The organism is Arthrobacter sp. NPDC057259 (genome assembly GCF_042668995.1).
Lineage (GTDB): Bacteria > Actinomycetota > Actinomycetes > Actinomycetales > Micrococcaceae > Arthrobacter.
Window position 1 is genome coordinate 53,204 of record NZ_JBHUYA010000002.1, and the last position, 24,925, is coordinate 78,128.

The following is a 24,925-nucleotide window of genomic DNA, read 5'->3' on the forward strand; positions in this document are numbered from 1 at the left end:
GGAGACGCCATGACCCAGACGCCCGTCAACACCGCCGACCTGTACGACGAGCGAGGGGAGGAGTTGGACTCCCTGGCCCTGCAGTTCCAGTCCCTGGGCGGCCGGAGCCACTTCGCCGGCCCGGTCCGGACCATCCGCTGCCTCGAGGACAACGGCCTGGTCAAGAGCGTGCTGGCGACCCCGGGCAACGGCGCGGTCCTGGTGGTCGACGGCGGGGGCTCGCTGCGCACCGCCCTGATGGGGGACATGATCGCCGCGAGCGCCGTGGAGAACGGCTGGGCCGGCGTCGTCATCAACGGCGCCATCCGGGACCGCGTGGCCATCGCCGGGCTCCCGCTGGGCGTCAAGGCCCTGGGCAGCAACCCGCGCAAGAGCGCCAAAAACGGCGCCGGCGAACAGGACGTGGAGCTGGTGATTGACGGCGTCAGCATCCGTCCCGGGCAGTGGATCTGGTGCGACCCGGACGGCATCCTGCTGGAGCGCTGAGACCGCCGAAAAAATTGGCCGGAAAATCAGGAACAAAGCTGGCACTAAGATAGTTACTGAAAGCAACCTTTGTGCTTAAATCCTGAATCTTTCCCCTTGGAGCAGTCATGTCCACCACCACCTCCGCCCGCCTGCCCGGCGAGGTCCTGACGCACCGTCAGACCATCACCGTCATGGTGGGCCTCATGCTCGGCATGTTCCTCTCGTCGCTGGACCAGACGATCGTCTCGACGTCCATCTACACGATCGCCAACGACCTCGACGGCCTCTCGCTGCAGGCCTGGGCGACGACGGCCTACCTGATCACCTCCACGGTGAGCACCCCCCTCTACGGCAAGCTCAGCGACATCTTCGGCCGCCGGCCCCTGTACCTCGCGGCCATTCTCATCTTCCTGGCCGGGTCCCTCTACGCCGGGTCCGTCCACTCCATGACCGAGCTGGCGATTGCCCGCGGCATCCAGGGCATGGGCGCCGGCGGCCTGCTGGCCCTGGCGCTGACCATCATCGGCGACATCGTCGCCCTCAAGGACCGCGCCAAGTTCCAGGGCTACTTCATGTCCGTCTTCGGCGTCTCCTCCGTGCTGGGCCCGGTCATCGGCGGCGCGTTCGCCGGTTCCGCGAACATCCTTGGCTTCGACGGCTGGCGCTGGGTCTTCTTCATCAACATCCCGATCGGCCTGGCCGCCCTCGCCGTCGTGTTCCTTTACCTGCACCTGCCCGCTAAACACCTCAAGCAGAAGATCGACTACTGGGGCGCCGCCGCCATCACCCTGGCGATCGTGCCGCTGCTGCTCGTCGCGGAACAGGGCCGCACCTGGGGCTGGGCCTCCACCGGGGCCTTCCTCTGCTACGGGCTCGGCGTCGTCGGCATCGCCGCGTTCCTGCTGGCCGAAAGGCGCGCCGGTGACTACGCCCTGATCCCGCTGCGCCTCTTCCGCAACACCACGTTCGGGCTGTCCTCGCTGCTGAACTTCATCATCGGCATCGGCATGTTCGGCGCCATCGCGATGCTGCCGATGTACCTCCAGCTGGTCAAGGGCCTCACCCCCACCGAGGCCGGCCTAATGATGATCACCTTCACGGTGGGCATCCTCACCGGCTCCATCACCGCGGGCCGGACCATCTCCGCCTCGGGCACCTACCGGATCTTCCCGATCCTGGGCACCGCCGTCCTGACCGGCGCCGCCGTCGTCATGGGCCTGTCCCTGGGTGTGGACACCCCGCTGTGGGTCCCCGGCGCGATCGCCGTGTTCTTCGGCCTGGGGCTGGGCTTCTGCATGCAGCCGCTGACCCTGGCCATGCAGGTCTCCGTCCCGCCCAAGGACATGGGCGTGGGCACGTCTTCGGCCGCGTTCTTCCGCTCCATGGGCGGCGCCGTCGGCACGGCCGTGTTCATCTCCATGCTGTTCAGCCTCGCGGCGGACAAGGTGGGCAACGGCATGAAGGCCGCCGTCCAGAACGCCGACTACCTGAAGGTGCTCAAGAACCCGGCGGTGGCGGCGGATCCGGCGAACGCCAAGCTGTACGCCTTCTTCAAGGACGGCGCCAGCAACGATTCGCTGAACGACACGAGCTGGCTGCACACCGCCAACCCCGAGCTGACCCGCCCGATCACCGAGGGCTTCGCCCAGTCGATCGACGCCGTCATGCTCACCGCGGCCATCCTCACCGGCATCGCGTTCCTGATCACCTTCGCGCTGCCGAACAAGAAGCTCACCGACCCGAAGGCCGCCGCCCGGGAAGGCGCCGCTGCTGCGGCGCACTGACCTCAGCGCAGGGTTTCACCCTCCGGCGGGAGCGGCTTCGGCCGCCCCCGCCGGAGGTGCTTAACCGCCCGGTTCCGCTATGTTTCGGCTCACTTTCACGGTCCCCGTGACGTGCACCATGCGGGGACCGGTGTAAAACTGGATAGTTGCGGCGCAAGCCGCTGACCACGATTTGCCGAGGGAGCCATATGACCACCACCCAGGACCAGACCGCCGCGAAGATTCCGAAGCGGGTCATCTGGCTAGCCGTGGCGGGCGCCGTCGGCGGCTTCCTCTTCGGCTTCGACTCCTCCGTCGTCAACGGCGCCGTCGATGCCATCAAGGAACAGTTCGCCCTCAGCGAGGCCGTGACCGGCTTCGCCGTCGCCGTCGCCCTGCTGGGCTGCGCGGCCGGCGCCTACCTCGCCGGGAAGGTCGCGGACCGCTACGGCCGCATCCCGGCGATGAAACTGGGCGCCCTGCTGTTCCTGGTCAGCGCCTTCGGCACCGGTTTCGCCTTCGGCGTCTGGGACCTGATCTTCTGGCGCCTGATCGGCGGCCTGGGCATCGGCCTCGCCTCGGTGATCGCCCCCGCCTACATCTCCGAGATCTCCCCGCGGCACGTCCGAGGCCGGCTGGCCTCGCTGCAGCAGCTCGCCATCACCACCGGTATCTTCGCGGCGCTGCTCTCTGACGCCCTGTTCGCCAACACCGCCGGCGGCGCCGACCAGAACCTTTGGTTCGGCATCGAGGCCTGGCGCTGGATGTTCATTGCAGGCGCCGTCCCCGCCGTAATCTACGGCTGGATCGCGTTCACCCTGCCGGAATCCCCGCGCTTCCTGGTGGTCAAGGGCAAGGACGAGGAGGCCCGCAAGGTCTTCAAGTCGATTGCCCCGAACGAGGACACGGACCGTCACCTGCGCGACATCAAGGACGCCATCGAAGAGGACAAGATCGCCGGCAAGAAGGGTTCGCTGCGCGGCAAGGCCCTGGGCCTGCAGCCGGTGGTCTGGATCGGCATCATCCTCTCCGTGCTGCAGCAGTTCGTCGGCATCAACGTGATCTTCTACTACTCCACCACCCTGTGGAAGGCCGTCGGGTTCCAGGAAAAGGACTCGCTGACCATCTCGGTAGCCACGGCCATCACCAACATCCTGGTCACCCTCGTGGCGATCGCCCTGGTGGACCGGGTGGGCCGCCGCCCCATCATGCTGGCCGGTTCGATCGGCATGGCCGCCTCGCTGGCCACCATGGCCGTGGCCTTCGGCTCCGCGACCGGCTCGGGTGAGAACATCACGCTCCCCGGCGGCTGGGGCCCGGCGGCGCTGGTGGCCGCCAACGTCTTCGTCATCAGCTTCGGCGCCTCCTGGGGTCCGCTGGTGTGGGTGCTGCTGGGCGAGATCTTCCCGTCCCGCATCCGCGCCCGCGCGCTCGGCCTGGCCGCGGCCGCCCAGTGGATCGCCAACTTCGCCATCACGCTGAGCTTCCCCGTCATGGCCGCCGCATCGCTGCCGCTGACCTACGCCATGTACGCCCTGTTCGCGGCGGCGTCGTTCTTCTTCGTGATGTTCAAGGTCCCGGAGACCAACGGCATGGCCCTGGAGCACGCCGAGACGCTGTTCGTCCCGAAGGGTTCCGCCAAGAAGTAGCTCGCCCAGCGGGCAGCCCAGTCGGCGGTTCAGCCGGCAAAAGCACAAAGGTCGGGCCCATGTTTCCGCGGAAACATGGGCCTGACCTTTTGTTACTACCGGACGGCTAGACCAGGTGCGGCTCGTGCGAGCTGAGGAACCGGCGTCCGCCGAGGACCACCGCGATGGCCACGGCCATGGCGACGGCGGCCGCGAAGAACGGTACCTGCGGGCCGAAGTGCTCGCCCAGCTGGGCGGCGGCGAACGGCGCCAGCGCGCCGCCCATCCAGCGCACGAAGTTGTAGCCGGCGGAGGCCACCGGACGCGGGGAGTCGGAGACGCCCATGGCCAGTTCGGTGTAGATCGTGTTGTTCACGCCCAGCAGGGCGCCGGAGACCACCACGAGGGTGACGACGGCGGGCACGGAGTGGCCCGCGGACAGGCCCAGGCCCACCAGGTCCAGCAGCAGCAGGGCCAGGGTGCCGGAGAGGACCCGGACGGCGCCGAAGCGGCGCTGCAGGGCGGGCGCCACGAAGACGGAGAACACGGCGACGGCGACGCCCCAGCCGAAGAAGACCGCGCCGATGCCGTAGGCGTCCATCCCGAGGATGAACGGGGTGAAGGCAAGGATGGTGAAGAAGCCGTAGTTGTAGAACAGGCCGCTTGCGGCGGTGGTGCGCAGGCCCTTGTGGCCCAGGGCCAGCAGCGGGTCGCGGAGCCGGACCTTGCGTTCGGGCAGCGGCGTCTTGGGCAGCAGGGCAATCAGGGCGATGAAGGCGGCGGCCATCAGCACGGCGGTGCCGAAGAACGGGGCGCGCCACTGCCAGCCGCCCAGCAGGGCGCCAAGCAACGGGCCGAGCGAGATGCCCAGGCCGAGGGCGGCCTCATAGAGGATGATCGCAATGCCGGCGCCGCCGCTGGCCACGCCGACGATCACGGCGAGGGCGGTGGCCACGAAGAGGGCGTTGCCCAGACCCCAGCCGGCACGGAAGCCCACGAGCTCACCGACGGATCCGGAGAAGCCGGAGAGGGACGCGAAGACCACGATGATCGCCAGGCCGGTCAGCAGCGTGCGCTTGCCGCCGATCCGGGAGGAGACGAAGCCCGTGATGAGCATGGCGATGGCCGTGACCATGAAGTAGCTGGTGAACAGCAGCGAGACCTGGCTGGGGGTGGCCTCCAGGTTCTTGGCGATGGCCGGGAGGATGGGATCCACCAGGCCGATGCCCATGAAGGCAAAGACGGCCGCGAGGGCGGTGGCCCACACCGCCTTCGGCTGCTTGAGGAACGAGGCCTTTTCGGCTTCGAGGGTTGATGATGCTTCCGGCGCTGGGGCCGTGAGCTGGCCGTCCATGGAGGGCGCTCCTAGGGTCGTGGGTGTACGGGGTGGTCTGTGTGGCGCCGGGCGGGGCCGGCGCGGTGGCCGCGGGTCACGGCTGGACGGATTCGTTGATCCGGCCGATCACCGGCATGGCGGCGGCGAGGGCCCGCCGGTCTTCCTCCGGGAGGCCGCCGAGGATCTGCGCCATGACGGCGTTGCGGCGGGCGTTCGCGGATTCGACGGCGGTGTGTCCCGCGGCGGTGAGCCGGACGCGGACGGCCCGGGAATCGGCGGGGTCCGCCTCCCGCAGGACCAGGCCCGCGCGCTCGAGCTTGATGATCTGCTCCGTGGCGCTGGGGACCTTGACGCCCTGGTTCTTGGCGATCTCGCCCACCCGGACGCCGCCGTCGGAGTCCGCCTCCAGCAGCATCTTGAGCGTGCTGATCTGGGCGGCGCTGAGCTCGCCGTCGGCGTCGAGGCGGCGCACCAGGTAGATGCTGTGCCGCAACGCCTCACGGAAGTCCTGGGCCAGGGCGAGCAGGTCCTCGCCGGGGGTCTCATTGTTCATACTTAGGAAGCCTAACAGTTAGGGTACCTAAGAGTCAAGGATGACGCCGGGACGACCCATAACGCACGCCCAGGGCTAAACCTGTACTTTGGAAGGGCTGATTTGTAACCGCCGTCACCCCTTCGGCGGACCATTCGAAGGATCGTTGATATGCCCGAACAGACCACCGCGGGGCAAAGAACTGCCTCCAGCCGGGACACCGAGCCCCACCTCGCCCGCTCGCTGAGCAACCGCCACATCCAGCTGCTCGCCATCGGCGGGGCCATCGGCACCGGGCTCTTCATGGGCTCCGGCAAGACCATCTCGGTGGCCGGCCCGTCCGTGATCTTTGTGTACATGATCATCGGCTTCATGCTCTTCTTCGTGATGCGCGCCATGGGCCAACTGCTGCTCTCCAACCTGAACTACAAGTCCTTCAGCGACTTCGCCGGCGACCTGCTCGGCCCGTGGGCCGGCTTCTTCACCGGCTGGACCTACTGGTTCTGCTGGGTGGTCACCGGCGTCGCCGACGTGATCGCGATCGCCGGCTACGCCGAGGAGCTCTGGCCCGGCATCCAGCTCTGGGTCCCCGGCATCGCCACGATCGTCATCCTGCTGCTGCTGAACCTGCCCACGGTCAAGGCCTTCGGCGAGACCGAGTTCTGGTTCGCGCTGATCAAGATCGTGGCCATCGTCGCGCTGATCGTGGTGGGCCTGGTCATGATCTTCACCGGCTTCCAGTCCAACGCCGGCACCGCCTCCTTCAGTAACCTGTGGAGCCACGGCGGCTTCTTCCCCAAGGAGTTCATGGGCTTCGTGGCGGGCTTCCAGATCGCCGTGTTCGCCTTCGTCGGCATCGAGCTGGTGGGCACCGCCGCCGCGGAGACCAAGAACCCGGAGCACAACCTGCCGCGGGCCATCAACGCCATCCCGCTGCGCGTCATGCTGTTCTACGTCGGCGCTCTGATCATCCTGATGTCCGTCACCCCGTGGACCGGCTTCAAGGCCGGGCAGAGCCCCTTCATCGCGATGTTCTCCCTGGCCGGCCTCGGCATGGCGGCCACAGTGGTGAACCTGGTGGTCCTGACCTCCGCGATGTCCTCGGCCAACTCCGGCATCTACTCCACGTCCCGGATGGTCTACGGCCTGGCGAACGACGGCGACGCCCCCAAGGTCTTCGGCCGGCTCTCCAGCCGCAAGGTCCCGCAGAACGCCCTGTTCCTCTCCTGCGTGCTGCTGCTCGCCGGCGTCGTGTTGCTCTACGCAGGCAAGGACGTTGGCACCGCGTTCGACATGGTCACCACCGTATCCGCCGTCTGCTTCATGTTCGTCTGGAGCATCATCCTGGCCAGCTACCTGGTCTTCCGGAAGCGCCGGCCGCAGCTGCACGACGCCTCCACCTTCAAGATGCCCGGCGGCATCCCGATGGTGTGGGTGGTGTTCGCGTTCTTCGCGTTCCTGGTCTGGGCGCTGACCACCCAGCCGGACACCCTGGTGGCCCTGCTGGTCACCCCGCTGTGGTTCGCCATCCTGGGCGTCGCGTTCGCCGTCGTCCGGCGGTCCCCGCTGCACCAGGCCCGGGTGGCCGAGTGGAAGTCCATGGCCGACGCCGAAACCGCCGCCGCCCGCCCCTGACGCTCCCGCAGGTCCTGTAGCAAAACGACGGGCCCTCCCTCACATGATGTGAGGGAGGGCCCGTCGTTTGTTGGTGCAGCAGTGTTGTCGGTACAGCGGGACGCCGTCAGAGCCCGGCCTTGGCCTCCGTGACCAGAGCGCAGACGGCGGGGAACAACGGATGGGTCGGCTCCAGGCCGGTGATCCGGGCGGTGGCGTCCTCCGGGCTGGAGGACGCCAGGATCTGGCCCAGTTCCACGGCCTCGGCGTCGGCCGGGTCATTGAAGCGCAGCGCGGCGGCCATCGCCCCGAGCAGCGCCTCCGGGACGATGCCCCGCTCGGCCAGCTCGGCGGCCGGTCCGATGAAGCGCTCGTGCCGGCTGAGCTTGCGCAACGGCGCCCGGCCCACCCGGTTCACGGTGTCCGGCAGGTACGGGTTGGTGAAGCGGCCCAGGATCTTCTGCACGTAGGCTTCCTGCTCGTCACGGTTGAAGCCGTGCTTGGCCACCAGCAGTTCCTTGGTCTCGTCCAGGACGGCCCGCACGTCCGCGGCCACGTCCTGGTCCGCCATGGCGTCCGAGATCTTCTCCAGCCCGGCGTCGAAACCGAAGTACGCCGCGGAGGCGTGCCCGGTGTTGACGGTGAACAGCTTCCGCTCGATGTAGGGGCCCAGGTCGTCGACGAACGTGGCGCCCGGGATGACCGGCTGGTGGTCCCCGAACGGCGTCCGGTCGATGACCCACTCGTAGAAGGTCTCGACGGTGACGTCCAGGCCCTGGCCGGCCTCCTGGTTGGGCACGATCCGGTCCACGGCCGTGTTGGCGAACACCGCGGCTGCCGCCAGGTCGCCGGCGGCCGGATCCCACTGGGCGGTGATTTCGGATTTCAGGATGTCCGTCGCGTTGATGGCGTTCTCGCACGCCATCACCTGCAGCGGAGCCAGCCCCGCCGCGCGGGCCGCGATCCCCTTGGCGATCACGGGCGCCACGAACTTGAGGATGTGCGGCCCGACGGCGGTGGTGACGACGTCCGCCGTCGCGATCTCCGCGACGACGGCGTCCTCCTGGCTGCCGGAATTCAGCGCGCGGAAGTTGTCCACCGTGCGCACGGCCGGGGTCTCCCCCACCTCGTGCACCCGGTAGCTGTCCGCCACGGCGAGCTGGGAGATCAGCGCGTCCGCGACATCCGCGAACACCACTTCATAGCCCGCCTCGTGCAGCAGCAGCCCGACAAACCCTCGGCCGATGTTCCCGGCTCCGAAATGAACAGCCTTCACTAGTCATTGACCTTTCCCAGCAGGTCCAGCACTTCGTCAACGGTGGTGGCCGCCTCCAGCTGTGCGACCTGCGCCTTGTTGGTGAACACCTTCGCGATCGAGGAGAGGATCTGCAGGTGCTCGTTGTTCACGCCGGCGACGCCGACGACGAACTTGACCTCTTTGCCGTTCCAGTCGATGCCCTCCGGGTACCTGACCACGGACACCGCGGACTTCATGATGTGGTCCTTGGCGGCGTTGGTGCCGTGCGGGATGGCGAGGTAGCTGCCCATGTAGGTGGAGACAGATTCCTCGCGTTCGTGCATGGCGTCCAGGTAGCCGGAATCGACCGCGCCACGGTCCAGCAGGAGCCGGCCGGCCTCGTCGATCGCGCCGTCACGGGTGGTGGCGGAGCCTTGCAGGACCACGCTGTCGGCCACCAGGATGTCCGACGGTGCGGCCGTCCCGGCTTCCGCGGTAGCGGTTGCGGTTCCGGCAGGCGCGGCGGTTCCCGCGGTAGCGGCGCCGGAGGCGTCCGCCGGGGCGTTGCTGCTGCGGACCAGCTCCACGACCTCGTCATAGCGCGGCGAGTTCATGAAGTTGTCCACGGAGACGTGCACGGCGCTGGCGGTGACGGGCCTGGCCCGTTCGGTCAGGTCCTGATGGGTGATGACGACGTCGTAGCTGTCGCTGAGGTTCGCGATGGCGGAGTTGGTGACCTTGACGTCCGGGTAGCCGGCCGCCTTGATCTTGTTCCGCAGCACCGAGGCGCCCATCGCGGAGGAGCCCATGCCGGCGTCGCAGGCGAAGACGATGTTCTTCACCGGTCCGGCCAGCACGGCGACGCCGCCGGCACCCGCACCGGCGCCCGTGAGGGCGGAGGAGACGGAGCTCTTCTTGCCCTTCATGGCTTCCATTCGGCTGGTGGCGGCGCCGAGTTCGTCGCCCTCGACGTCCTTGCTGGACTTGAGGATGACGGACGCGATCAGGAAGGACACCGTGGCCGCCAGCACCACGGACAGTCCCACGCCCAACAGGCTGTCCGCCGGCGTGGCGGCGAAGACGGCGATGATGCTGCCCGGCGCGGCCGGGGAGCGCAGGCCGGCGCCGGTGAGGACCAGGGTGAAGATGCCGGTCATGCCGCCGCCGATCGCGGCGAGGATGATGATCGGCTTCATCAGCACGTAGGGGAAGTAGATCTCGTGGATGCCGCCGACGAACTGGATCAGCGCGGCGCCGGGGGCCGAGGCCTTGGCCATTCCCTTGCCGAAGAGCATGTAGGCGAGCAGGATGCCGACGCCGGGGCCCGGGTTGGCCTCGAGCAGGAACAGGATGGACTTGCCCTGGGCGAGGGCCTGTTCGGTACCCAGCGGGGTGAGGATGCCGTGGTTGACGGCGTTGTTCAGGAACAGCACCTTGGCGGGTTCGATGAAGATGCTGGTGAAGGGCAGCAGGCCGTTGTTGACCAGGAATTCGACGACGGCGCTGGCGCCGTTGCTGAAGGCCTTGACCACCGGGCCGATGACCAGCATGCCGAAGATGGCCATGATGGCGGCGACGATGCCGGCGGTGAAGTTGTCGATCAGCATCTCGAAGCCGGGCTTGACCTTGTTCTCCCAGAGGCTTTCGAGCTTCTTCATGATCCAGGCCGTCAGCGGGCCCATGATCATGGCGCCGATGAACATCGGGATGTCCGTGCCGACGATCACGCCCATGGTGGCCGCCGCGCCGACGACGCCGCCGCGGACCCCGTAGACCATCCGGCCGCCGGTGTAGCCGATCAGCAGCGGCAGCAGGTAGGTGATCATGGGGCCGACCAGCTTGGCCAGTTCGGTATTGGGGGTAAAGCCCGCCGGGATGAAGAAGGCGGTGATGATGCCCCAGGCGATGAAGGCGCCGATGTTCGGCATGATCATCCCCGAGAGGAAGGTGCCAAATTTCTGGACGCCGACCCGCACGCTGCTACGGGGTTTCGCAACTGTCTCTGTTGCCATGTGATTTCCTAACCGTGTTTTCCTGCTGCACCGCAGGAGTGTCCGATATTTCGACGAGCTAGCTGGTGGAACTGATAGAGATCCGGTGGAGCCATTCGAGGAAGAGCTTGAGTTCAGAGCTGGAGAGCTGGTCCGAGTGCGAGGACTGCAGGGCCGCGTTCAGGGCGATCGCGGCCACCACCACCGGCGACTTGCCGGGGTCTTCCGGGTCGGCCTCGCGGGCCAGGTCGGTGGAGACGGCGAAGATCATGGCGTCCCGGGTCATGGCCGAGAGCTCCAGGTTCCGTTCGGGGGCCTTCTCCGTGATGAGCATCAGGGTGACGCCCACGTTTGCGGCCAGGATGCTGCGCGCCGCTTCCTTGGGCGGGACGGCCAGGTGGCCGGCCACGGCGGCCTTGTTCAGCATGCCTTCGAGCAGCGCTTCGGCGTCGGCCACGACGGCGGGGCGGCTTTCGGGGCGGATGTTACCGAACATGACCAGGTACAGCTCGGGCTGCTTCAGGCCGAACTGCACGTGCTTGTCCCACATCCGCCGGATGTTCTCCAGCGGACGTCCGGAGGGTTCGAAGTCCCGCTCCCCCGCCACGTACTCCTCGAAGCCGGCCGCTACGACGGCGTCGAACAGGCCTTCCTTGTCCCCGAAGTGGTGGTAGAGCGTGGGTGCCGTGACTCCGGCCAGCTGCGTGATCTGGCGGGTGGAGACGGCGGCGCCTCCGGATTTGGCCAGCAGTCCGGCGGCTGCGCGGAGCAGCCGGATTTTGGGCGGTAGCTGGCCATCGATACTCATAGCCGCTACCCTAGCACCTATAGCAACGCTATATGAAGTGCATCACAACACTTTTTTCATCGACTTTTTCAGGTGCTCCAGGTTCCGGGTTGACGTAGTGGACGGCCACGGGAAATCTAGGGTCTAGCGGCTCAGCAGCGGCATCTGAACCGTCTTACTGGCTCACGGCAGAGAATGAGGACTTTCAGTGCAGAACTTCCAAGGTGTAGGCGTCAGCCCCGGCCGGATCATCGGCACCATCCGTCAGATGCCCAAACCGGTCAGCGAGCCGCCCGCCGGAGAGCAGCTGCCCGCCGGCGTCTCCGCCGAGGATGCGACGGCCGCGCTGAAAGCCGCCGCGAAGGCCGTGCACGACCAGCTCAAGAACCGCGCCCAGACCGTCAGCGGTGACGGCAAGGCCGTGCTGGAAGCCACCGCCCTGATGGCCACGGACACCATGCTGCTGAAGACCGCCGGGAAGCTGATCGCCCGCGGCACCTCCAACCAGCGGGCCATCTGGGAGGCCGGCGCCTCCGTCTCGGAGATGCTGCACAACCTCGGCGGCTACATGGCCGAACGCGCCACCGACGTCCTGGACGTCCGCGCCCGGATCGTCGCCGAACTGCGCGGTGTGCCCGCCCCCGGCATCCCCAGCGCCGAGACCCCCTTCATCCTCATCGCCGAGGACCTCGCCCCGGCCGACACCGCCACCCTGGACCCGGAAAAGGTTCTGGCCCTGCTCACCGCCGGCGGCGGACCGCAGTCGCACACCGCGATCATCGCCCGCTCGCTCGGCCTGCCCGCCGTCGTCGCGGCCGCCGGCGTCGATGCCCTGGCCGACGGCACCGAGGTCTACGTCGACGGCGCCGCCGGCACCATCACCGCCGAACCCGGCGACGAGCAGCGCCACGCGGCCGAGCAGTGGGCGGCGACGGCGTCGCTGCTGGCCGACTTCGACGGCACCGGAACGACGGCGGACGGGCACCAGGTGCCGCTGCTGGCCAACGTCGGCGGCGGCAAGGACGCTGCGGCCGCGGCCCGGCTCAACGCCCAGGGCGTGGGCCTGTTCCGCACCGAGTTCTGCTTCCTCGAACGCGACAACGAACCGAGCGTGGACGAGCAGGCGGCCGCCTACAAGGAGGTCTTCGACGCCTTCCCTGGCAAGAAGGTGGTGCTGCGCACCCTGGACGCCGGCGCCGATAAGCCGCTGCCGTTCCTGACCGACGCCACCGAACCCAACCCGGCGCTCGGCGTCCGCGGCTACCGCACCGACCTGACCACCCCCGGCGTCCTCGAGCGCCAGCTGCAGGCGATCGCCCGCGCCGCGGCCGAATCCGAGGCCGACGTCTGGGTGATGGCACCGATGATCTCCACCGCCGATGAAGCGGCCCGCTTCGCCACCATGTGCGCGGAGGCCGGCCTCAAGACCCCCGGCGTCATGGTGGAGGTCCCGTCCGCCGCCCTGACCGCCGAGGCGATCCTGCGCGAGGTCTCCTTCGCCAGCCTGGGCACCAACGACCTGACCCAGTACGCCATGGCCGCGGACCGGCAGCTCGGCCCGCTGGCCGGCCTGAACACCCCGTGGCAGCCCGCGGTGCTCCGCCTGGTGGGCCTGACGGTGGAGGGTTCCGTCGCCGAGGGGCACGGCAAGTCCGTGGGTGTCTGCGGCGAGGCCGCGGCGGACCCGGCCCTGGCCGTGGTCCTCACCGGCCTGGGCGTGACCACCCTGTCCATGACCGCCCGCTCCATCGCCGCCGTGGCCGCGGTCCTGAAGACCGTGTCCCTGGCCGAGGCGCAGGAACTGGCGAAGCTGGCCCTCTCCGCCCCGAGCGCCACGGACGCGCGCGCCTGGGTCCGGGCCAAGCTTCCGGTCCTGGAGGAACTAGGCCTCTGAGCCGCGCCTCTCAACGGGGCCTCTCAACCGGGTCCCTCAAGCAGCCGCCGTGGCGGGCCCGGGACGCTAGGATGCAGTCCATGACACTCATCGCGCCCCGGGTCACCGCCGCGCTCCCCGCCGAGGACGTCAAGGCCCTCCACTACGCCCTCGACGGCAGCACCGACGTCACCGTTTTCGTCGACGGGACGGTCCACCGGCTGCCCGCCTCCGCCCGGGACGCCGTCGTGGATCTGCTGCAGCGCTTCAGCCGCGGCGAATCCGTCACGGTCAGCAGCGTCGAGGAGATGCTGACCACCTCACGGGCGGCCGAACTGGCCGGGATCTCGCACACCTACCTGCGCAACATGACGGACCGCGGGGAGATCCCGGTCCAGTACCGCGGGACGCACCGGCGGATCCGACTGGCGGACATCATGGCGTGGCTGGAGACGCAGAAGAAGAGCGGGGCCGCGGCCGGGGAGCCCGCCGAATCCCCCGTTTCCGCCGAAGAATCCTGACGGCGTGATAAGGATCAAGCAACAATCCGGCCCCGGGGCGAAAGTGCGGCGGACCCCGGGGTTACGCTGGAATTGTGGGTAAGTTCAGAGGGTGGCACATCCTGGCCGGCATCGCCGCCATGGTGATCACCGGCATCCTCGGAAACCTGATGGGGCTGAACAACACCGCCTCCTTCATGGCCAGCTGCGTGGTCTTCGTCGCCGTCGCCCTCTGGACCGAAAGCCGGCTCACGCGCCGCCGGCGGGAAACCGCCCGGCAGGCCCCGCGCGACTCGGTGCACGATCGCCCGGAGCCGGACGAGCGGTAGATTCCCGCTGGGTCCCTGGCCGTTCGCACCCGGCCGCTAGATCCTTGGCCGCTCGGCCCAGCGCCGCGCCTTGAGCGCCGCGTGCAGTTCCAGCCGGACCAGGCCCTTGAGCGGGTCGACGCCCAACAGCTGCCGGATCCGTCCCAGCCGGTTGTAGATGCTGCTGCGGTGCAGGTGCAGCTTCGCCGCGACGTCCTGGACCGAGCCGTCGTTGTCGTAGAACAGCTCCAGCACCGGCAAGAGCTCCCCGTTCCGGTCATGGTCGGCCAGGGTGCGGAAGTGCACCGACCCCGCATCGGCCCACGCCCCGGCGCCGCCGCCCGCGGAGGCCAGCAGCTGATAGATCCCGGTGGCCCGGCAGTCCACCAGCTCCCCCAGCTGCGGATCGACGGCGGCCGCCTGCGCCGCCTGGCGCGACTGCTGGTACGCCTCCACGAGACCCCGGGGCCGGGAAAATCCCTCCGAGGTTCCCAGGATGATCCGCCGGACGGGCCGGCCGGAGCGCTTGGCCAGTTCGAGCTGATAGTGCACCAGCACCTGGGCGTGGTCCGCCCGGCCGGTGGACTCCTTGAACAGGATCACCGCGTGGGTCTCCGTTCCGGCGCTGAAGAGGGCCGCATCCACGCCGATGGTGGCCTGCAGCGCGGCGGAGCGGTGGACCAGCATGGCGTCCGTGGGGTCCGATCCCTCGGCCCAGCCGTCGGCGTCGAGCACGGTGACCAGCTGCCAGGGCCCCCGGCCTTGGACTTCCTTCCAGCCCGCAACGGCGGCGACGGCGTTCGCCTCCCCGCGGCAGGCGGCCAGGAATTCCCGTTCCCGGCGGCGGCGGAATTCGGATTCGGCGGTGTTGGAGTCCAGCAGCAGTGCCGAGAGCTGCTCGAGGTCGCGGGCCACGTCCGGCAGCTGGGCCAGGACGGATCCGGCGGTGGGTTCTCCGGCGTCGAGCTGGACCCAGAGGTAGCCCACCCGGAAGCCGCGGACCAGCAGGGGTACGCAGACCCGGCCCAGCATGCCCAGCTCCTCGTTCGCCGGGACCACTACCGGCCGGACCGCGGTGGCGATGCCGTGCGAGAGTTGCCAGGCGCTGACGTCCACCGGGACGCGCTTGCTGAGCAGGAAGTTCACCCGGACCCGGTCCGCGGCGGACTGGTTGGAGGAGTAGGCGAGCAGGACGCCGTCGAGGTCCTCAAGGGACAATCCGCGCCCCAGCCGCATAGCCACGCGCTCCACGAGCTGCTCGACGTCCTGCTGCTGCATGGTGCCACAGTACTGCCCCGCCCGGGCCGCGGCGAAGCCGGACCACTCCGGACAGCAGGCGACACCTGCCGCCCGCACCCTCGACATCTGTCGAACCAAGCCGGATATCATCCGCGGAATGGCGGGGTTTTCGCGTCGGGCGGGCAGGACGTCCCTGTCGCCTGCCTCACAGCCGGTCCTATTCTGGAATCACGACTTCCCCCGTACACCCGGCCGGCCAGGCCGCCACTTTTGGAGCTTCACACATGATCATCGGTGTCCCCAAAGAGATCAAGAACAACGAATTCCGCGTCGCCATCACGGCGGCCGGCGTGCACGAATTCCGCCACCACGGCCACACCGTCCTGGTGGAGCGCGGCGCGGGCCTGGGCTCGGGCATCACGGACGAGGAATACGCCATCGCCGGCGCCGAGATCGTGGCCGAGGCCGACGACGTCTGGGCCCGCGCCGACATGGTGATGAAGGTCAAGGAGCCGGTCAAGGCCGAGTACCACCGCTTCCGCAAGGGCCTGATCCTCTTCACCTACCTGCACCTGGCCGCCGAGCCGGAACTGACCCAGGAACTGATCAACTCCGGCGTCACCGCGATCGCCTACGAGACCGTGCAGGAGGGCCGCGCGCTGCCGCTGCTGGCGCCCATGTCCGAGGTCGCCGGCCGCCTGTCGGTCCAGGTGGGCGCCACATCGCTGATGGCTCCGGCCGGCGGCAAGGGCGTGCTGCTCGGCGGCGTCCCAGGCGTCCGCCCGGCCAAGGTCGTGGTCCTGGGCGCCGGCGTGGCCGGCACCAACGCCGCCGCCATGGCCCTGGGCCTCGGCGCGGACGTCACCATCCTGGACATCAACATCAACCGGCTGCGTGAACTGGACGCCCAGTACCAGGGCCGCCTGAAGACCGTCGCGTCCAACGCCTACGAGATCGAAAAGTCCGTGGTGGACGCGGACCTGGTCATCGGTTCGGTGCTGATCCCGGGCGCCAAGGCGCCCAAGCTGGTCACCAACGAGCTGGTCTCCCGGATGAAGCCGGGCTCGGTCCTGGTGGACATCGCCGTGGACCAGGGCGGCTGCTTCGAGGACACCCACCCCACCACGCACCAGGAACCCACGTACAAGGTCCACAACACGATTTTCTACTGCGTGGCCAACATGCCGGGCGCCGTGCCGAACACCTCCACCTACGCCCTGACCAACGTCACGCTGCGCTACGGCGTGGCGCTGGCCAACCTGGGCGTCAAGGCCGCGTTCGATCGGGACGCCGCCCTGGCCGCCGGCCTGAACATCGCCGCCGGCAAGGTGGCGCACCGGTCCGTCTCCGAGGCGCACAACCTGCCCCTGGTCTCCGACTGGCACGAGCTCGTCTCGGCGTAACTCACGCCGTCAGCCATTTGAACGGCAGTCATCCAACGGATGGCTGCCGTTCGGGCGTTAAGGCCCCTCCCCGGCCAGTTCCCGGGCCTGCTCGATGATCTCCAGGGCTTCGACGGCGTCCTGCGGGTCCACCGGGAGCGGCAAAGGTGAGCCCGCGCCGCCGTCGGCGATCTTCTCCGCGAGCAACCGGTAGAACTCCGGGTAGGCGCCACGTTCGGTGGGCAGCCGGTCCAGGTGGCCGTCACGGCCCAGCAGGCCGGCCCACTCCGCGTCCTCGACGCCGTACGCCGCGTCAAGCGGGCTGCCGCCGGCCGCCAGGTAGGGTTCCTGCGGGTCCACGCCGTGTTTGGTGTAGCCGCCGCCGCTGCCCAGGATTCGGAACCGCGGCCCCTGCTGGGCGCAGAGCAGGTTCATCCAGAGGTGGCTCGTCACCCCGGAGTCGTGCCGCAGCGCCACGAAGGCGTCGTCGTCTGAGGCCCCGCCGGGCCGCCGCACGGCCAGCTCGGCATGGCGGAGCGTGGCGGGCCCGAAGAGCCGCAATGCCTGGTCCACCAGGTGGGTGCCCAGGTCGTAGAGCACCCCGCCGCCCTCGGCCGCCGTCGCCGCCGCCTTCCACGGCTTACTGACCGCCGGGGACCAGCGCTCGAACCGGGACTCGAAGCGCGCCACTTGGCCCAGGCTGTCGGCCGCCAGCAGACCGCGGACGGTCAGGAAGTCGCCGTCCCAGCGGCGGTTTTGGAACACGGTGAGCACCCGGCCCAGCCGCTCGGCCAGGCCGGTCAGCTCCCGGCCCTCGGCGCTGGTCACGGTGAACGGCTTGTCCACCACGACGTCGAGCCCGGCCTCCAGTGCGGCGCGGGCGAGCGGGTAGTGCGTGGCCGGCGGGGTGCCGAGCACCAGCAGGTCCAGGCCTCCCGCAGCCTTAAGGATGCCCTCCGGGGTGTCCACCAGCCGGGCGCCCGGGTAGCGTTCGGCGGCCGCGGCGCGCCGGACCGGGTCCGCGGTGGCAATGACCTCGAGCGTGTAGGCGGGGTCCGCGGCGATCAGCGGGGCGTGGAAGACGCTGCCGGAGAGGCCGAAGCCCGCGACGGCGGTGCGGAGGGGATGCGAGGGGGATGCCATGGGTCCACGCTACCGGCCCCGTGCACACGGAGGGGCGCCCCCTCGGTTTCGGCTACAAAAAGGCGACGCTCCCCCACAACGTGAGGGAGCGTCGCCCGAATTCCCGCATAAGCTGCGGGAGCGTCGGAGGGGAGGTTACTTCTTTTCCCAGCCGATGGTGGTCCAGTCCGGAACCTGGGACAGGCTCTTGAACAGGGAGGGACCGTAGTTCGCCAGGCCCGTGCGGGCGAAGGAGATCTGCGGGCCGTTCATGACGACGCCCATGGAGAAGTACTTCGCCATGTGCTCCTTCTCGACCTCCATGGCCGCCTTGTTGCGCTCGGCGTTGTCGGCGATGGTGGAGAGCTTCTTGATCTTCGCGTCGAGGTCGGCGTCGCCGAGCTCGTTCTCGTTGGTCTTGGAGTCGTAGAACTGCTTGACGGAGTCGGTCGCGTCGGCGCCGACGGTGTAACCGGAGACGCTCAGGAAGAAGTCGCGGCTGCCCAGGACCTTGCCGAAGTCGGCGGAGGCGCGCTGGTCGATGCCGACATCCATGCCGCCGGCCTGGAGCTGCTTCTGCAGGGTCTGGGCGAAGGCGAGCGTGGTGGGGTCGTCACCGAAGTTGCTGATCTTGAAGGCGGCGGGGACGCCGTCCTTTTCCATGATGCCCGCGGCGTTGGCCTTGTAGCCGGCGTCGGTCAGGACCTTCTTGGCGGCGTCGGGGCCGGTCTCGGTGACGGGGTAGTTGTCCTGGTAGTACTTCGAGAACGGCAGCAGCATCATCGAGCCGGAGCTTTCCTCTTCCCAGTTCAGCCCGTTGAAGCGGACCTTGCGGAGGGCCTCGCGGTCAACTGCGGTGAAGATCGCCTTGCGGATGGCGACGTCGGTCATCGGAGCCTTCTGGGCGTTGATGTTCAGGCCGCCGGCGAACAGGCGCTGGCCGCGCCGGATCTCGGAGTTCTTGGTGCCGTCGAGCTGCTTGTACGGCGTGATGGTGTTTGCGGACACACCATCGATTTCACCGTTCTTGAACGCAGCGATCGCGGCGCTGGACTCGAGCTGGCGGAAGACAACGCTTTCCAGCACCGGCTTGGCGCCCCACCACTTGTCGTTCGGGACCATGGTGACGGTCTTCGCGGCGGTGTCGTACTTGTCGACCTTGAACGGGCCGGCCATCCACTCGGGGTGCATGTCGCCGGTGAAGCCGGTGTTGAAGATCTCCGGGGTGTTGACGGCCGGGTGGATCAAGCCGGTGAAGAGCGAGTCCAGCGGGTAGACCGGCTGGGTGGTGGTGACAACGACTTCCTTGTCGTTGGCGCCGGCCTTGACCGAGTCGACGAACTCGTAGGCGCCGGACGAGACGATGTCGATGTCCTTGTTCTGCCCGTTGAGCATCTTCCAGGTGTTCTCGAAGGTCTTCACGTCGATCGGGGTGCCGTCGTTGAACGTGGCCTTCGGGTTCACCTTGATGGTGATGGTCTGCTTGCCGTCCTTGACGTCGCTCTTGACGTCCTCGCAGAAGTTCTTGTTCGGCGAGGCGGTGCCGTCGAAGTCGAAGTTCCAGCAGCCCCAGGTGCCGGCCTCGTCGATCGGGCGGTGCAGGGCTGTGTTGTCCGCGCTGTTGCCGGTGTTGGAGAAGCCGTTGAAGTCCGGGCCGATGTTGCCCAGCGGCAGGGTGAGCTTGCCGCCCTGCTGCAGGTCCTTCGGGTCCTTGGCGTTGATGCTGATGAGCTTGGACAGGTCGCTGCCCGAGTCCTGGCCCTTGGCGGCTTCCGGGCCCTTCGACCCGCCCCCGCCACCGCCGCAGGCGGTCAGCGCGAGAGCTGCCACGACGGCGGTAACGCCGCCGATCTTGGTGAGATTCTTCATTTTTCCCCTCATTTTTTCTGTTGCACTGCTGCGCCTGGCGGGTAAGCCAGGTGGTTTAGTGGACGACAAGCATGTCCGCGTCCAGGTCGCCGTCCGGGTAGAAACAGGCGAATTGCTGGTCTGTGGGGGCCGACGGCGGACCGCCGGCCGGGCGGCCCGGGGCCGCCTCGGTGAGTGCCGCGTTTTCGAGCACGGGTTCGATGGTCAGGCACTTCTCCTGCCTGGCGGGAGGAAGCGCGGCGAAGACCGGGCAGCGGGTCGCGAAGTTGCAGCCCTGCGGCGCATCCAGCGGCGAGGGCAGGTCACCCTGCAGGATGATCCGTTCCCGGGTGCGTTCGAGCCGCGGGTCCGGCACCGGGATCGCGGAGAGCAGCGCCCGGGTGTAGGGGTGGCGGGGGCGGTCGAAGACCTCGTCGACGTCGCCGATCTCCACGATCTTTCCCAGGTACATGACGGCCACCCGGTTGGAGATGTGCCGCACCACGGACAGGTCGTGGGCCACCATCAGGTAGCTCAGGCCCAGTTCGGCGCGGAGCTGGTCCAGCAGGTTGATGACGCCGGCCTGAACCGAGACGTCCAGCGCGGAAACCGGCTCGTCCAGGACCACCAGCTTGGGATTGACCGCCAGCGCCCGGGCGATGCCGATGCGCTGCCGCTGGCCGCCGGAGAACTGATTGGGGAAGCGGTTGACGTGGTCCGGCTGCAGGCCCACCAGTTCCATCAGCTCCATGATCCGTTTCCGGATGGCGGGCTTGGCCATGCCGGAGTTCTCCAGCGGTTCGGCCAGCACCTCGAAGACGGTGAAGCGCGGGTCCAGCGCGCCGGTGGGGTCCTGGAAGACCATCTGCAGTTCCCGGCGCATGGCGGCCTTGGTCTTCGCGTCCGAGGCGGCCTTGTTGCTCAGGCCGCCGATGGTGACCTCGCCGTCCTGGTCCCGGTGGAACTCCATGATTTCCAGCAGCGTGGTGGTCTTGCCGCAGCCGGACTCGCCCACGATCGAGAAGCACTCGCCCTCGCGGATGTCGAAGCTGAGACCGTCCACGGCCTTGACCGTGCCGATCCGGCGCTTGATCAGGGAGCCCTTCAGCAGCGGGAAGTGCTTGCGCACATCGTTGAGTTCCAGCACGGCCTTACGGTCGGCGCGCGGGACGGCGTCGAACCGGGAGACCGGCACCTCGGGGGCGGAGAAGATCCGGTGCACGTCCACCCCGGCGCCCAGCTCTTCGCTCTTGATGCAGGCGGCGCGGTGCTCGAGCGTGCCGTCCCCGGCGCCGCCGACGGCCAGCAGCGCGGGCTCGCCGTCGAGGCATTCCTCCGTTGCCAGCGGGCAGCGGGGCGCGAAGGAGCAGCCGGTGGGGGCGTTGATCAGGTTCGGCGGGATGCCCTCGATCGGCACCAGCGAGGTCTTCTCGGCGGTGTCCACGCGGGGCACGGCGCCCAGCAGGCCCATGGTGTAGGGCATCCGCGGGTTGTAGTAGATGTCGTCGACACTGCCTGTTTCCACCGGCCGGCCCGCGTACATCACCATGATGTCGTCCGCCATGCCGGCCACGACGCCCAGGTCGTGGGTGATCATGACGACGGCGGCGCCGGTCTCCTCCTGCGCGGTGTGCAGCACCTCAAGCACCTGCGCCTGGATGGTGACGTCCAGCGCCGTCGTCGGCTCGTCCGCGATCAGCACCCGGGGGTTGTTGGCGATCGCGATGGCGATCATCACCCGCTGCCGCATGCCGCCGGAGAACTCGTGCGGGAAGGCTTTGAGGCGGTCCTTCGGGCTGGGGATGCCCACCATGGCGAGGAGTTCGACGGCGCGCGCCTCCTTGGCCTGCTTGCTCATCCCGGGGTTGTGCACGGTGAGCGCCTCGATAATCTGTGCGCCCACGGTGTACACCGGGGTCAGCGAGGACAGCGGGTCCTGGAAGACCATGGCCATCTCGTTGCCGCGGTGGCGGCACATGGCCTTGTCGCTCAGGCCCAGCAGCTCGGTGCCGTGCAGCCGGACCGAGCCGCTAATATCGGCGGTTTCCGGCAGCAGGCCCATGATGGCCATGGAGGTCACGGACTTGCCGGAGCCGGATTCGCCCACGATGCCGAGGGTCTTGCCGGGCATCAGGTCGAAGTCGATGCCGCGGACGGCGTGGACCACGCCGTTCTCGGTGTTGAAGCGGACGTTCAAGTCCCGGACGGAGAGGACGGCGCCCGCGGGCGCACTATCGGCGCTGTGCAGGCCGGCTGCGTGCAGGCGTTCGGCGGTATCGAGGCGTTCGGCTGTGCCGAGGCCGGTGGAGTCGCTGCTCATGCGGTGGCCTTCTTCCTTTTCTTGGCGCTGCCAATCGAGCTGGAGCTGGGGTCGAACGCGTCCCGGAGGCCGTCGTTCATCATCGCCAGGGACCCGGTGAGCAGGAACATCACGGTCAGCGGCACCCAGAACATCCACGGGAAGGTGGAGACCTGGGAGGTGGCCTGGCCGATCAGCACGCCCAGGCTCACGTCCGGGACCTTGATGCCGATGCCGATGAAGGAGAAGGCGACCTCGGAGAGGATGGCGCCGGTGACGCCACGGGTGATGTCCAGCACCAGCAGCGAGCCGATGTTCGGGACCAGGTGACGCCAGACGATGCGCCGGGCGGGAACACCCATGTACTGGGCGGCCTTGACGAAGTCGCGCTGCATCAGGGACATCGAGAGGGACCGGATGAGGCGGGCGGTGCCCATCCAGCTGAAGACCAGCAGCACGATAATCAGCAGCAGCCAGCTGGGCAGGCTCTTCTTCAGCCCGTCCCCGCCGCCGCTCGTGGCCACGGCCACGACCAGGAGCGCCGGCATCATGATCAGCGCTTCGAGGATGAAGAGCATGACCTTGTCGACCTTGCCGCCGAAGTAGGCCATGGTGCAGCCGTACACGGCCGCGATCAGGACCGAGACCAGTCCCACCACCAGGCCGATGAGGATGGAGACCCGGGTCCCCTCGACGGTGAGCGCGTACAGGTCGATGCCGGCCTGGGAGGTGCCCAGCAGGTGCTCGGCGGAGGGTTCGGTGCCGATGTTGAACGGGTCGATGGTCTCCTTGTCCCAGCTGGAGAGTGCCCCGCCGAAGAAGGAGAGCAGGGTCAGCAGGATGAAGATGACGAGCCCGGCGACGGCGGTCTTGTTGCGCAGGAAGCGGCGCAGGATGATCCGCGACTTGGCGATGACGACGTCGCCGTCCTCGATCTTGGCTTCCTCGGCGACCGCGGCCGGGTCGATGGCGTTGAGGTTGGTCATGGCTACTGCACCCGCACTCTCGGGTCGACAAGGGTGGTGGCGAAGTCGGCGAGGATCGCGCCGATCGCGAAGATCACGGAGCCGTAGGCCAGGGTGGCCGTCGCCGCGTTCACGTCCTGGAGGGCGATCGCGTCGATGCTCCACGAGCCCACGCCGTGCCAGGCGAAGATCTTCTCCGCGAAGAAGCCGCCGGCGAAGATCGCCGGGATGGTGAAGGCGATGCTCTGGGCCACCGGGATGAAGGAGACGCGCAGTGCGTGCCGGGTGATGGCTTGGTTGCGGGTGAGGCCCTTGGCGCGGGCGGTGCGGACGAAGTCGGCGTTGACGTTGTCCAGCAGGTACTGCCGCTGCGCGATCTGGTAGGCGCCCCAGCCCACGATCGTGATGGCGAAGGTGGGCACGGCGTAGTGGGCGAGCATGTCCAGGAACTGCACCCAGCCGTCGCCCTCCAGGCCGGGGGTGGAGATGCCGGTGACGAACAGAATCCGGTCACCCACGGTCTCGTTGATGTTGATGGCCCACAACTGCACCAGGAAGTACGCGATCGGTGCGGGCACGATGTACACCAGGTAGCTGTAAGAGGTGATGGCGCGGTCGGAGAACTTGTACTGCCGGGCCGCGGTGTACACGCCGAGGGCGACCCCGATGATCAGGGTCAGGATGATCGAGGCGAGGAAGAGACGGGTGGAGATCCAGACCCGGTCGCCGAACTCTGCGTTGATGTAGGCGCCGTTGGGGCTGCGGCCCCAGTCCCAGCGGGTCACGATCCCGGTGAGCCAGTCCACGTAGCGTTCCCAGGGGCTCAGCGCAGGGTCCAGGCCCTTGAGCCTGAAGGAGTTGGCGACCTGCTCGGGGGTGGGGCGCGGGATGCGTTCCTGTTCCAGCAGCGCCGGCTGCAGGCTGGTGACCGCCAGGAAGTATCCGGCACTGGTGGTCAGGAAGATCATGACGACGTAGGTGACGGCCCGTTTGGCCAGGTAGCGGAGCATGCGGCTACGTCAGGCTGGCCGTCGGCTGTGCTGCGGTGGCGGGCACCGCCGGGCGGGGCAGGCGCGCCCGTCCTGGTGCCGGGTTAATGAGATCGTTCACAGCGCGAATCCTTCCGTAGTCCCCGCGTGACGGGGGGTCTCCGCCGTCGGTCCGGGATCAAGGCCAGCAGGTGCGTGGCCACCCGCAGGCCCTTTGGCCAGCCTCGTAAGGCAGTATGTTGCGGGTCACATTCCAGAGGAAACTACCACATAGAAATCGCGCCGCCGGGCGGGAAATGCGCCAATCCGGGACCGTCACTACCAGATCGTTATGAATAATTCCTTTGAATTGATTTGACTTGGCGGGCGGCAGAAACAGGGCGTACCCTACGCGGTGCCTACCACCCGGACGGCCAGCTCCCGCCAGGACTCCGCCAACCGTTCCGGGGACACCTGGTGCACCCTGACGGCGTAAAGGATGCGCTCCGGTTCGAGCGTCACGCTGAGCGATCCGGCCATCAGCCAGGGGTCAGCCGTGAAGCCCGCCTCACGCAGCAGCATCTCCAGGTGGCGCTGCCAGAGGACGGCGGCCGGGACGTCGAACCGGTTGTAGGGGGATTCGTCCGCGGCCCGGGCTAGGTCGCCGAATTCCAGCACCCAGCGGATCCGGGCGGCACCCACGGCCACCAGCCGGTCCAGGGGCGGGGCGCCGGGGCCCAGGGGCGGCGGACCGAACATGAACCGGCCCTGGAACTCCGCCTCGGCGTCGCTGAGCAGGCTCACCATCAGCCCGGCGCGGCTGCCGAAGCGGCGGAACACCGTGCCCTTGCCCACGCCGGCCCGTGCGGCGAGGGAATCCATGGTGAGGGCCTCCGCGCCGCCCTCGGCGATCAACTCCCGGGCGGCGGTGAGCAGGAGTTCGCGGTTGCGCGCGGCATCCCGGCGCTCGGACGGCCTGCCGGCGGCCGCGGGCAGGCCGGCGCCGGGCGCGGACCCCGGCATGCCGGGGCGGAGGGGGATGTGGCTCACGCTCCACATCCTAGC

At 68.4% G+C, this 24,925-nt stretch carries 20 protein-coding genes; 8 read left to right on the top strand and 12 right to left on the bottom strand.

Annotated elements, in window-relative coordinates; all coding sequences use genetic code 11:
- Window positions 1–9 precede the first annotated feature (9 nt).
- The 3 genes from rraA to ACFUCU_RS04095 all read left to right on the top strand — a co-directional run bounded on the left by rraA (window position 10) and on the right by ACFUCU_RS04095 (window position 3,880).
- Entirely contained in the window at window positions 10–486 is a 477-nt protein-coding gene (rraA, locus tag ACFUCU_RS04085; RefSeq protein WP_377970870.1) for a ribonuclease E activity regulator RraA, read from the top strand.
- Window positions 487–593: 107 nt separating this feature from the next.
- Window positions 594–2,252 (top strand): MDR family MFS transporter, encoded by a 1,659-nt coding sequence (locus ACFUCU_RS04090; protein ID WP_377970872.1) that lies wholly within the window; start codon window positions 594–596, stop codon window positions 2,250–2,252.
- Window positions 2,253–2,440: 188 nt separating this feature from the next.
- The gene (locus tag ACFUCU_RS04095) at window positions 2,441–3,880 is read left to right on the top strand and encodes a sugar porter family MFS transporter (protein WP_377970874.1); all 1,440 of its coding nucleotides are present in this window, start codon (window positions 2,441–2,443) and stop codon (window positions 3,878–3,880) included.
- A gap of 106 nt (window positions 3,881–3,986) precedes the next feature.
- On the opposite strand, the gene ACFUCU_RS04100 is transcribed toward ACFUCU_RS04095, so the two are convergent.
- Together ACFUCU_RS04100 and ACFUCU_RS04105 are read right to left on the bottom strand one after the other, a co-directional pair.
- Window positions 3,987–5,213 carry an MFS transporter gene (locus tag ACFUCU_RS04100; protein ID WP_290257238.1) on the bottom strand — a complete coding sequence of 409 codons (1,227 nt, stop codon included), beginning with the start codon at window positions 5,211–5,213 and terminating at the stop codon, window positions 3,987–3,989.
- 76 nt (window positions 5,214–5,289) lie between these two features.
- Window positions 5,290–5,748: a MarR family transcriptional regulator gene (locus ACFUCU_RS04105; protein WP_364138331.1), complete on the bottom strand. Its 459-nt coding sequence runs from the start codon at window positions 5,746–5,748 to the stop codon at window positions 5,290–5,292.
- A 150-nt stretch (window positions 5,749–5,898) separates the two neighbouring features.
- Here ACFUCU_RS04105 and cycA point away from each other — a divergent pair, with 150 nt between their 5' ends.
- Window positions 5,899–7,362 (top strand): D-serine/D-alanine/glycine transporter, encoded by a 1,464-nt coding sequence (gene cycA, locus ACFUCU_RS04110; protein WP_290257236.1) that lies wholly within the window; start codon window positions 5,899–5,901, stop codon window positions 7,360–7,362.
- Between the two features lie 106 nt (window positions 7,363–7,468).
- Here the strand turns inward: cycA and ACFUCU_RS04115 are convergent, their stop codons facing one another.
- From ACFUCU_RS04115 to ACFUCU_RS04125, 3 genes are read right to left on the bottom strand one after another with little or no spacing between them, the layout of a single operon-like run.
- On the bottom strand, window positions 7,469–8,617 hold the full coding sequence (locus ACFUCU_RS04115; protein WP_377970877.1) for a mannitol-1-phosphate 5-dehydrogenase: 1,149 nt from the start codon (window positions 8,615–8,617) through the stop codon (window positions 7,469–7,471).
- Window positions 8,617–10,590: a PTS mannitol transporter subunit IICBA gene (locus tag ACFUCU_RS04120; protein WP_377970878.1), complete on the bottom strand. Its 1,974-nt coding sequence runs from the start codon at window positions 10,588–10,590 to the stop codon at window positions 8,617–8,619. The genes ACFUCU_RS04115 and ACFUCU_RS04120 overlap by 1 nt, the downstream gene beginning before the upstream one ends.
- Before the next feature lie 58 nt (window positions 10,591–10,648).
- Window positions 10,649–11,377, bottom strand: coding sequence for a TetR/AcrR family transcriptional regulator (locus tag ACFUCU_RS04125; RefSeq protein ID WP_290257232.1), 729 nt, complete (start codon window positions 11,375–11,377; stop codon window positions 10,649–10,651).
- Between the two features lie 187 nt (window positions 11,378–11,564).
- Here ACFUCU_RS04125 and ptsP point away from each other — a divergent pair, with 187 nt between their 5' ends.
- The 3 genes from ptsP (at window position 11,565) to ACFUCU_RS04140 (ending at window position 14,058) form a co-directional block, all read left to right on the top strand.
- Window positions 11,565–13,250: a phosphoenolpyruvate--protein phosphotransferase gene (ptsP, locus tag ACFUCU_RS04130; protein WP_377970879.1), complete on the top strand. Its 1,686-nt coding sequence runs from the start codon at window positions 11,565–11,567 to the stop codon at window positions 13,248–13,250.
- An 80-nt stretch (window positions 13,251–13,330) separates the two neighbouring features.
- Entirely contained in the window at window positions 13,331–13,750 is a 420-nt protein-coding gene (locus ACFUCU_RS04135; protein WP_377970881.1) for a helix-turn-helix domain-containing protein, read from the top strand.
- 74 nt (window positions 13,751–13,824) lie between these two features.
- A complete protein-coding gene (locus ACFUCU_RS04140; protein WP_290257229.1) occupies window positions 13,825–14,058 on the top strand; it encodes a hypothetical protein in 234 nt (77 codons plus the stop codon).
- Window positions 14,059–14,094: 36 nt separating this feature from the next.
- Here ACFUCU_RS04140 and ACFUCU_RS04145 read toward each other — a convergent pair whose 3' ends face one another.
- Window positions 14,095–15,315: a helix-turn-helix domain-containing protein gene (locus ACFUCU_RS04145; protein WP_290257228.1), complete on the bottom strand. Its 1,221-nt coding sequence runs from the start codon at window positions 15,313–15,315 to the stop codon at window positions 14,095–14,097.
- A 245-nt stretch (window positions 15,316–15,560) separates the two neighbouring features.
- Between ACFUCU_RS04145 and ald the strand changes: the two genes are divergently transcribed.
- On the top strand, window positions 15,561–16,679 hold the full coding sequence (gene ald / locus ACFUCU_RS04150; protein ID WP_377970883.1) for an alanine dehydrogenase: 1,119 nt from the start codon (window positions 15,561–15,563) through the stop codon (window positions 16,677–16,679).
- 57 nt (window positions 16,680–16,736) lie between these two features.
- On the opposite strand, the gene ACFUCU_RS04155 is transcribed toward ald, so the two are convergent.
- The 6 genes from ACFUCU_RS04155 to ACFUCU_RS04180 form a co-directional block, all read right to left on the bottom strand.
- Window positions 16,737–17,801 carry a Gfo/Idh/MocA family oxidoreductase gene (locus ACFUCU_RS04155; protein ID WP_377970885.1) on the bottom strand — a complete coding sequence of 355 codons (1,065 nt, stop codon included), beginning with the start codon at window positions 17,799–17,801 and terminating at the stop codon, window positions 16,737–16,739.
- Window positions 17,802–17,936: 135 nt separating this feature from the next.
- On the bottom strand, window positions 17,937–19,649 hold the full coding sequence (locus ACFUCU_RS04160; RefSeq protein ID WP_364138312.1) for an ABC transporter family substrate-binding protein: 1,713 nt from the start codon (window positions 19,647–19,649) through the stop codon (window positions 17,937–17,939).
- A gap of 55 nt (window positions 19,650–19,704) precedes the next feature.
- A complete protein-coding gene (locus ACFUCU_RS04165) occupies window positions 19,705–21,948 on the bottom strand; it encodes a dipeptide ABC transporter ATP-binding protein (RefSeq protein ID WP_377970887.1) in 2,244 nt (747 codons plus the stop codon).
- Window positions 21,945–22,913: an ABC transporter permease gene (locus ACFUCU_RS04170; protein ID WP_377970888.1), complete on the bottom strand. Its 969-nt coding sequence runs from the start codon at window positions 22,911–22,913 to the stop codon at window positions 21,945–21,947. Before ACFUCU_RS04170 ends, ACFUCU_RS04165 begins: the two co-directional genes overlap by 4 nt.
- 2 nt (window positions 22,914–22,915) lie before the next feature.
- A complete protein-coding gene (locus ACFUCU_RS04175; protein ID WP_364138303.1) occupies window positions 22,916–23,902 on the bottom strand; it encodes an ABC transporter permease in 987 nt (328 codons plus the stop codon).
- A 366-nt stretch (window positions 23,903–24,268) separates the two neighbouring features.
- The gene (locus ACFUCU_RS04180; protein ID WP_377970890.1) at window positions 24,269–24,910 is read right to left on the bottom strand and encodes a TetR/AcrR family transcriptional regulator; all 642 of its coding nucleotides are present in this window, start codon (window positions 24,908–24,910) and stop codon (window positions 24,269–24,271) included.
- Between the last annotated feature and the right edge of the window lie 15 nt (window positions 24,911–24,925).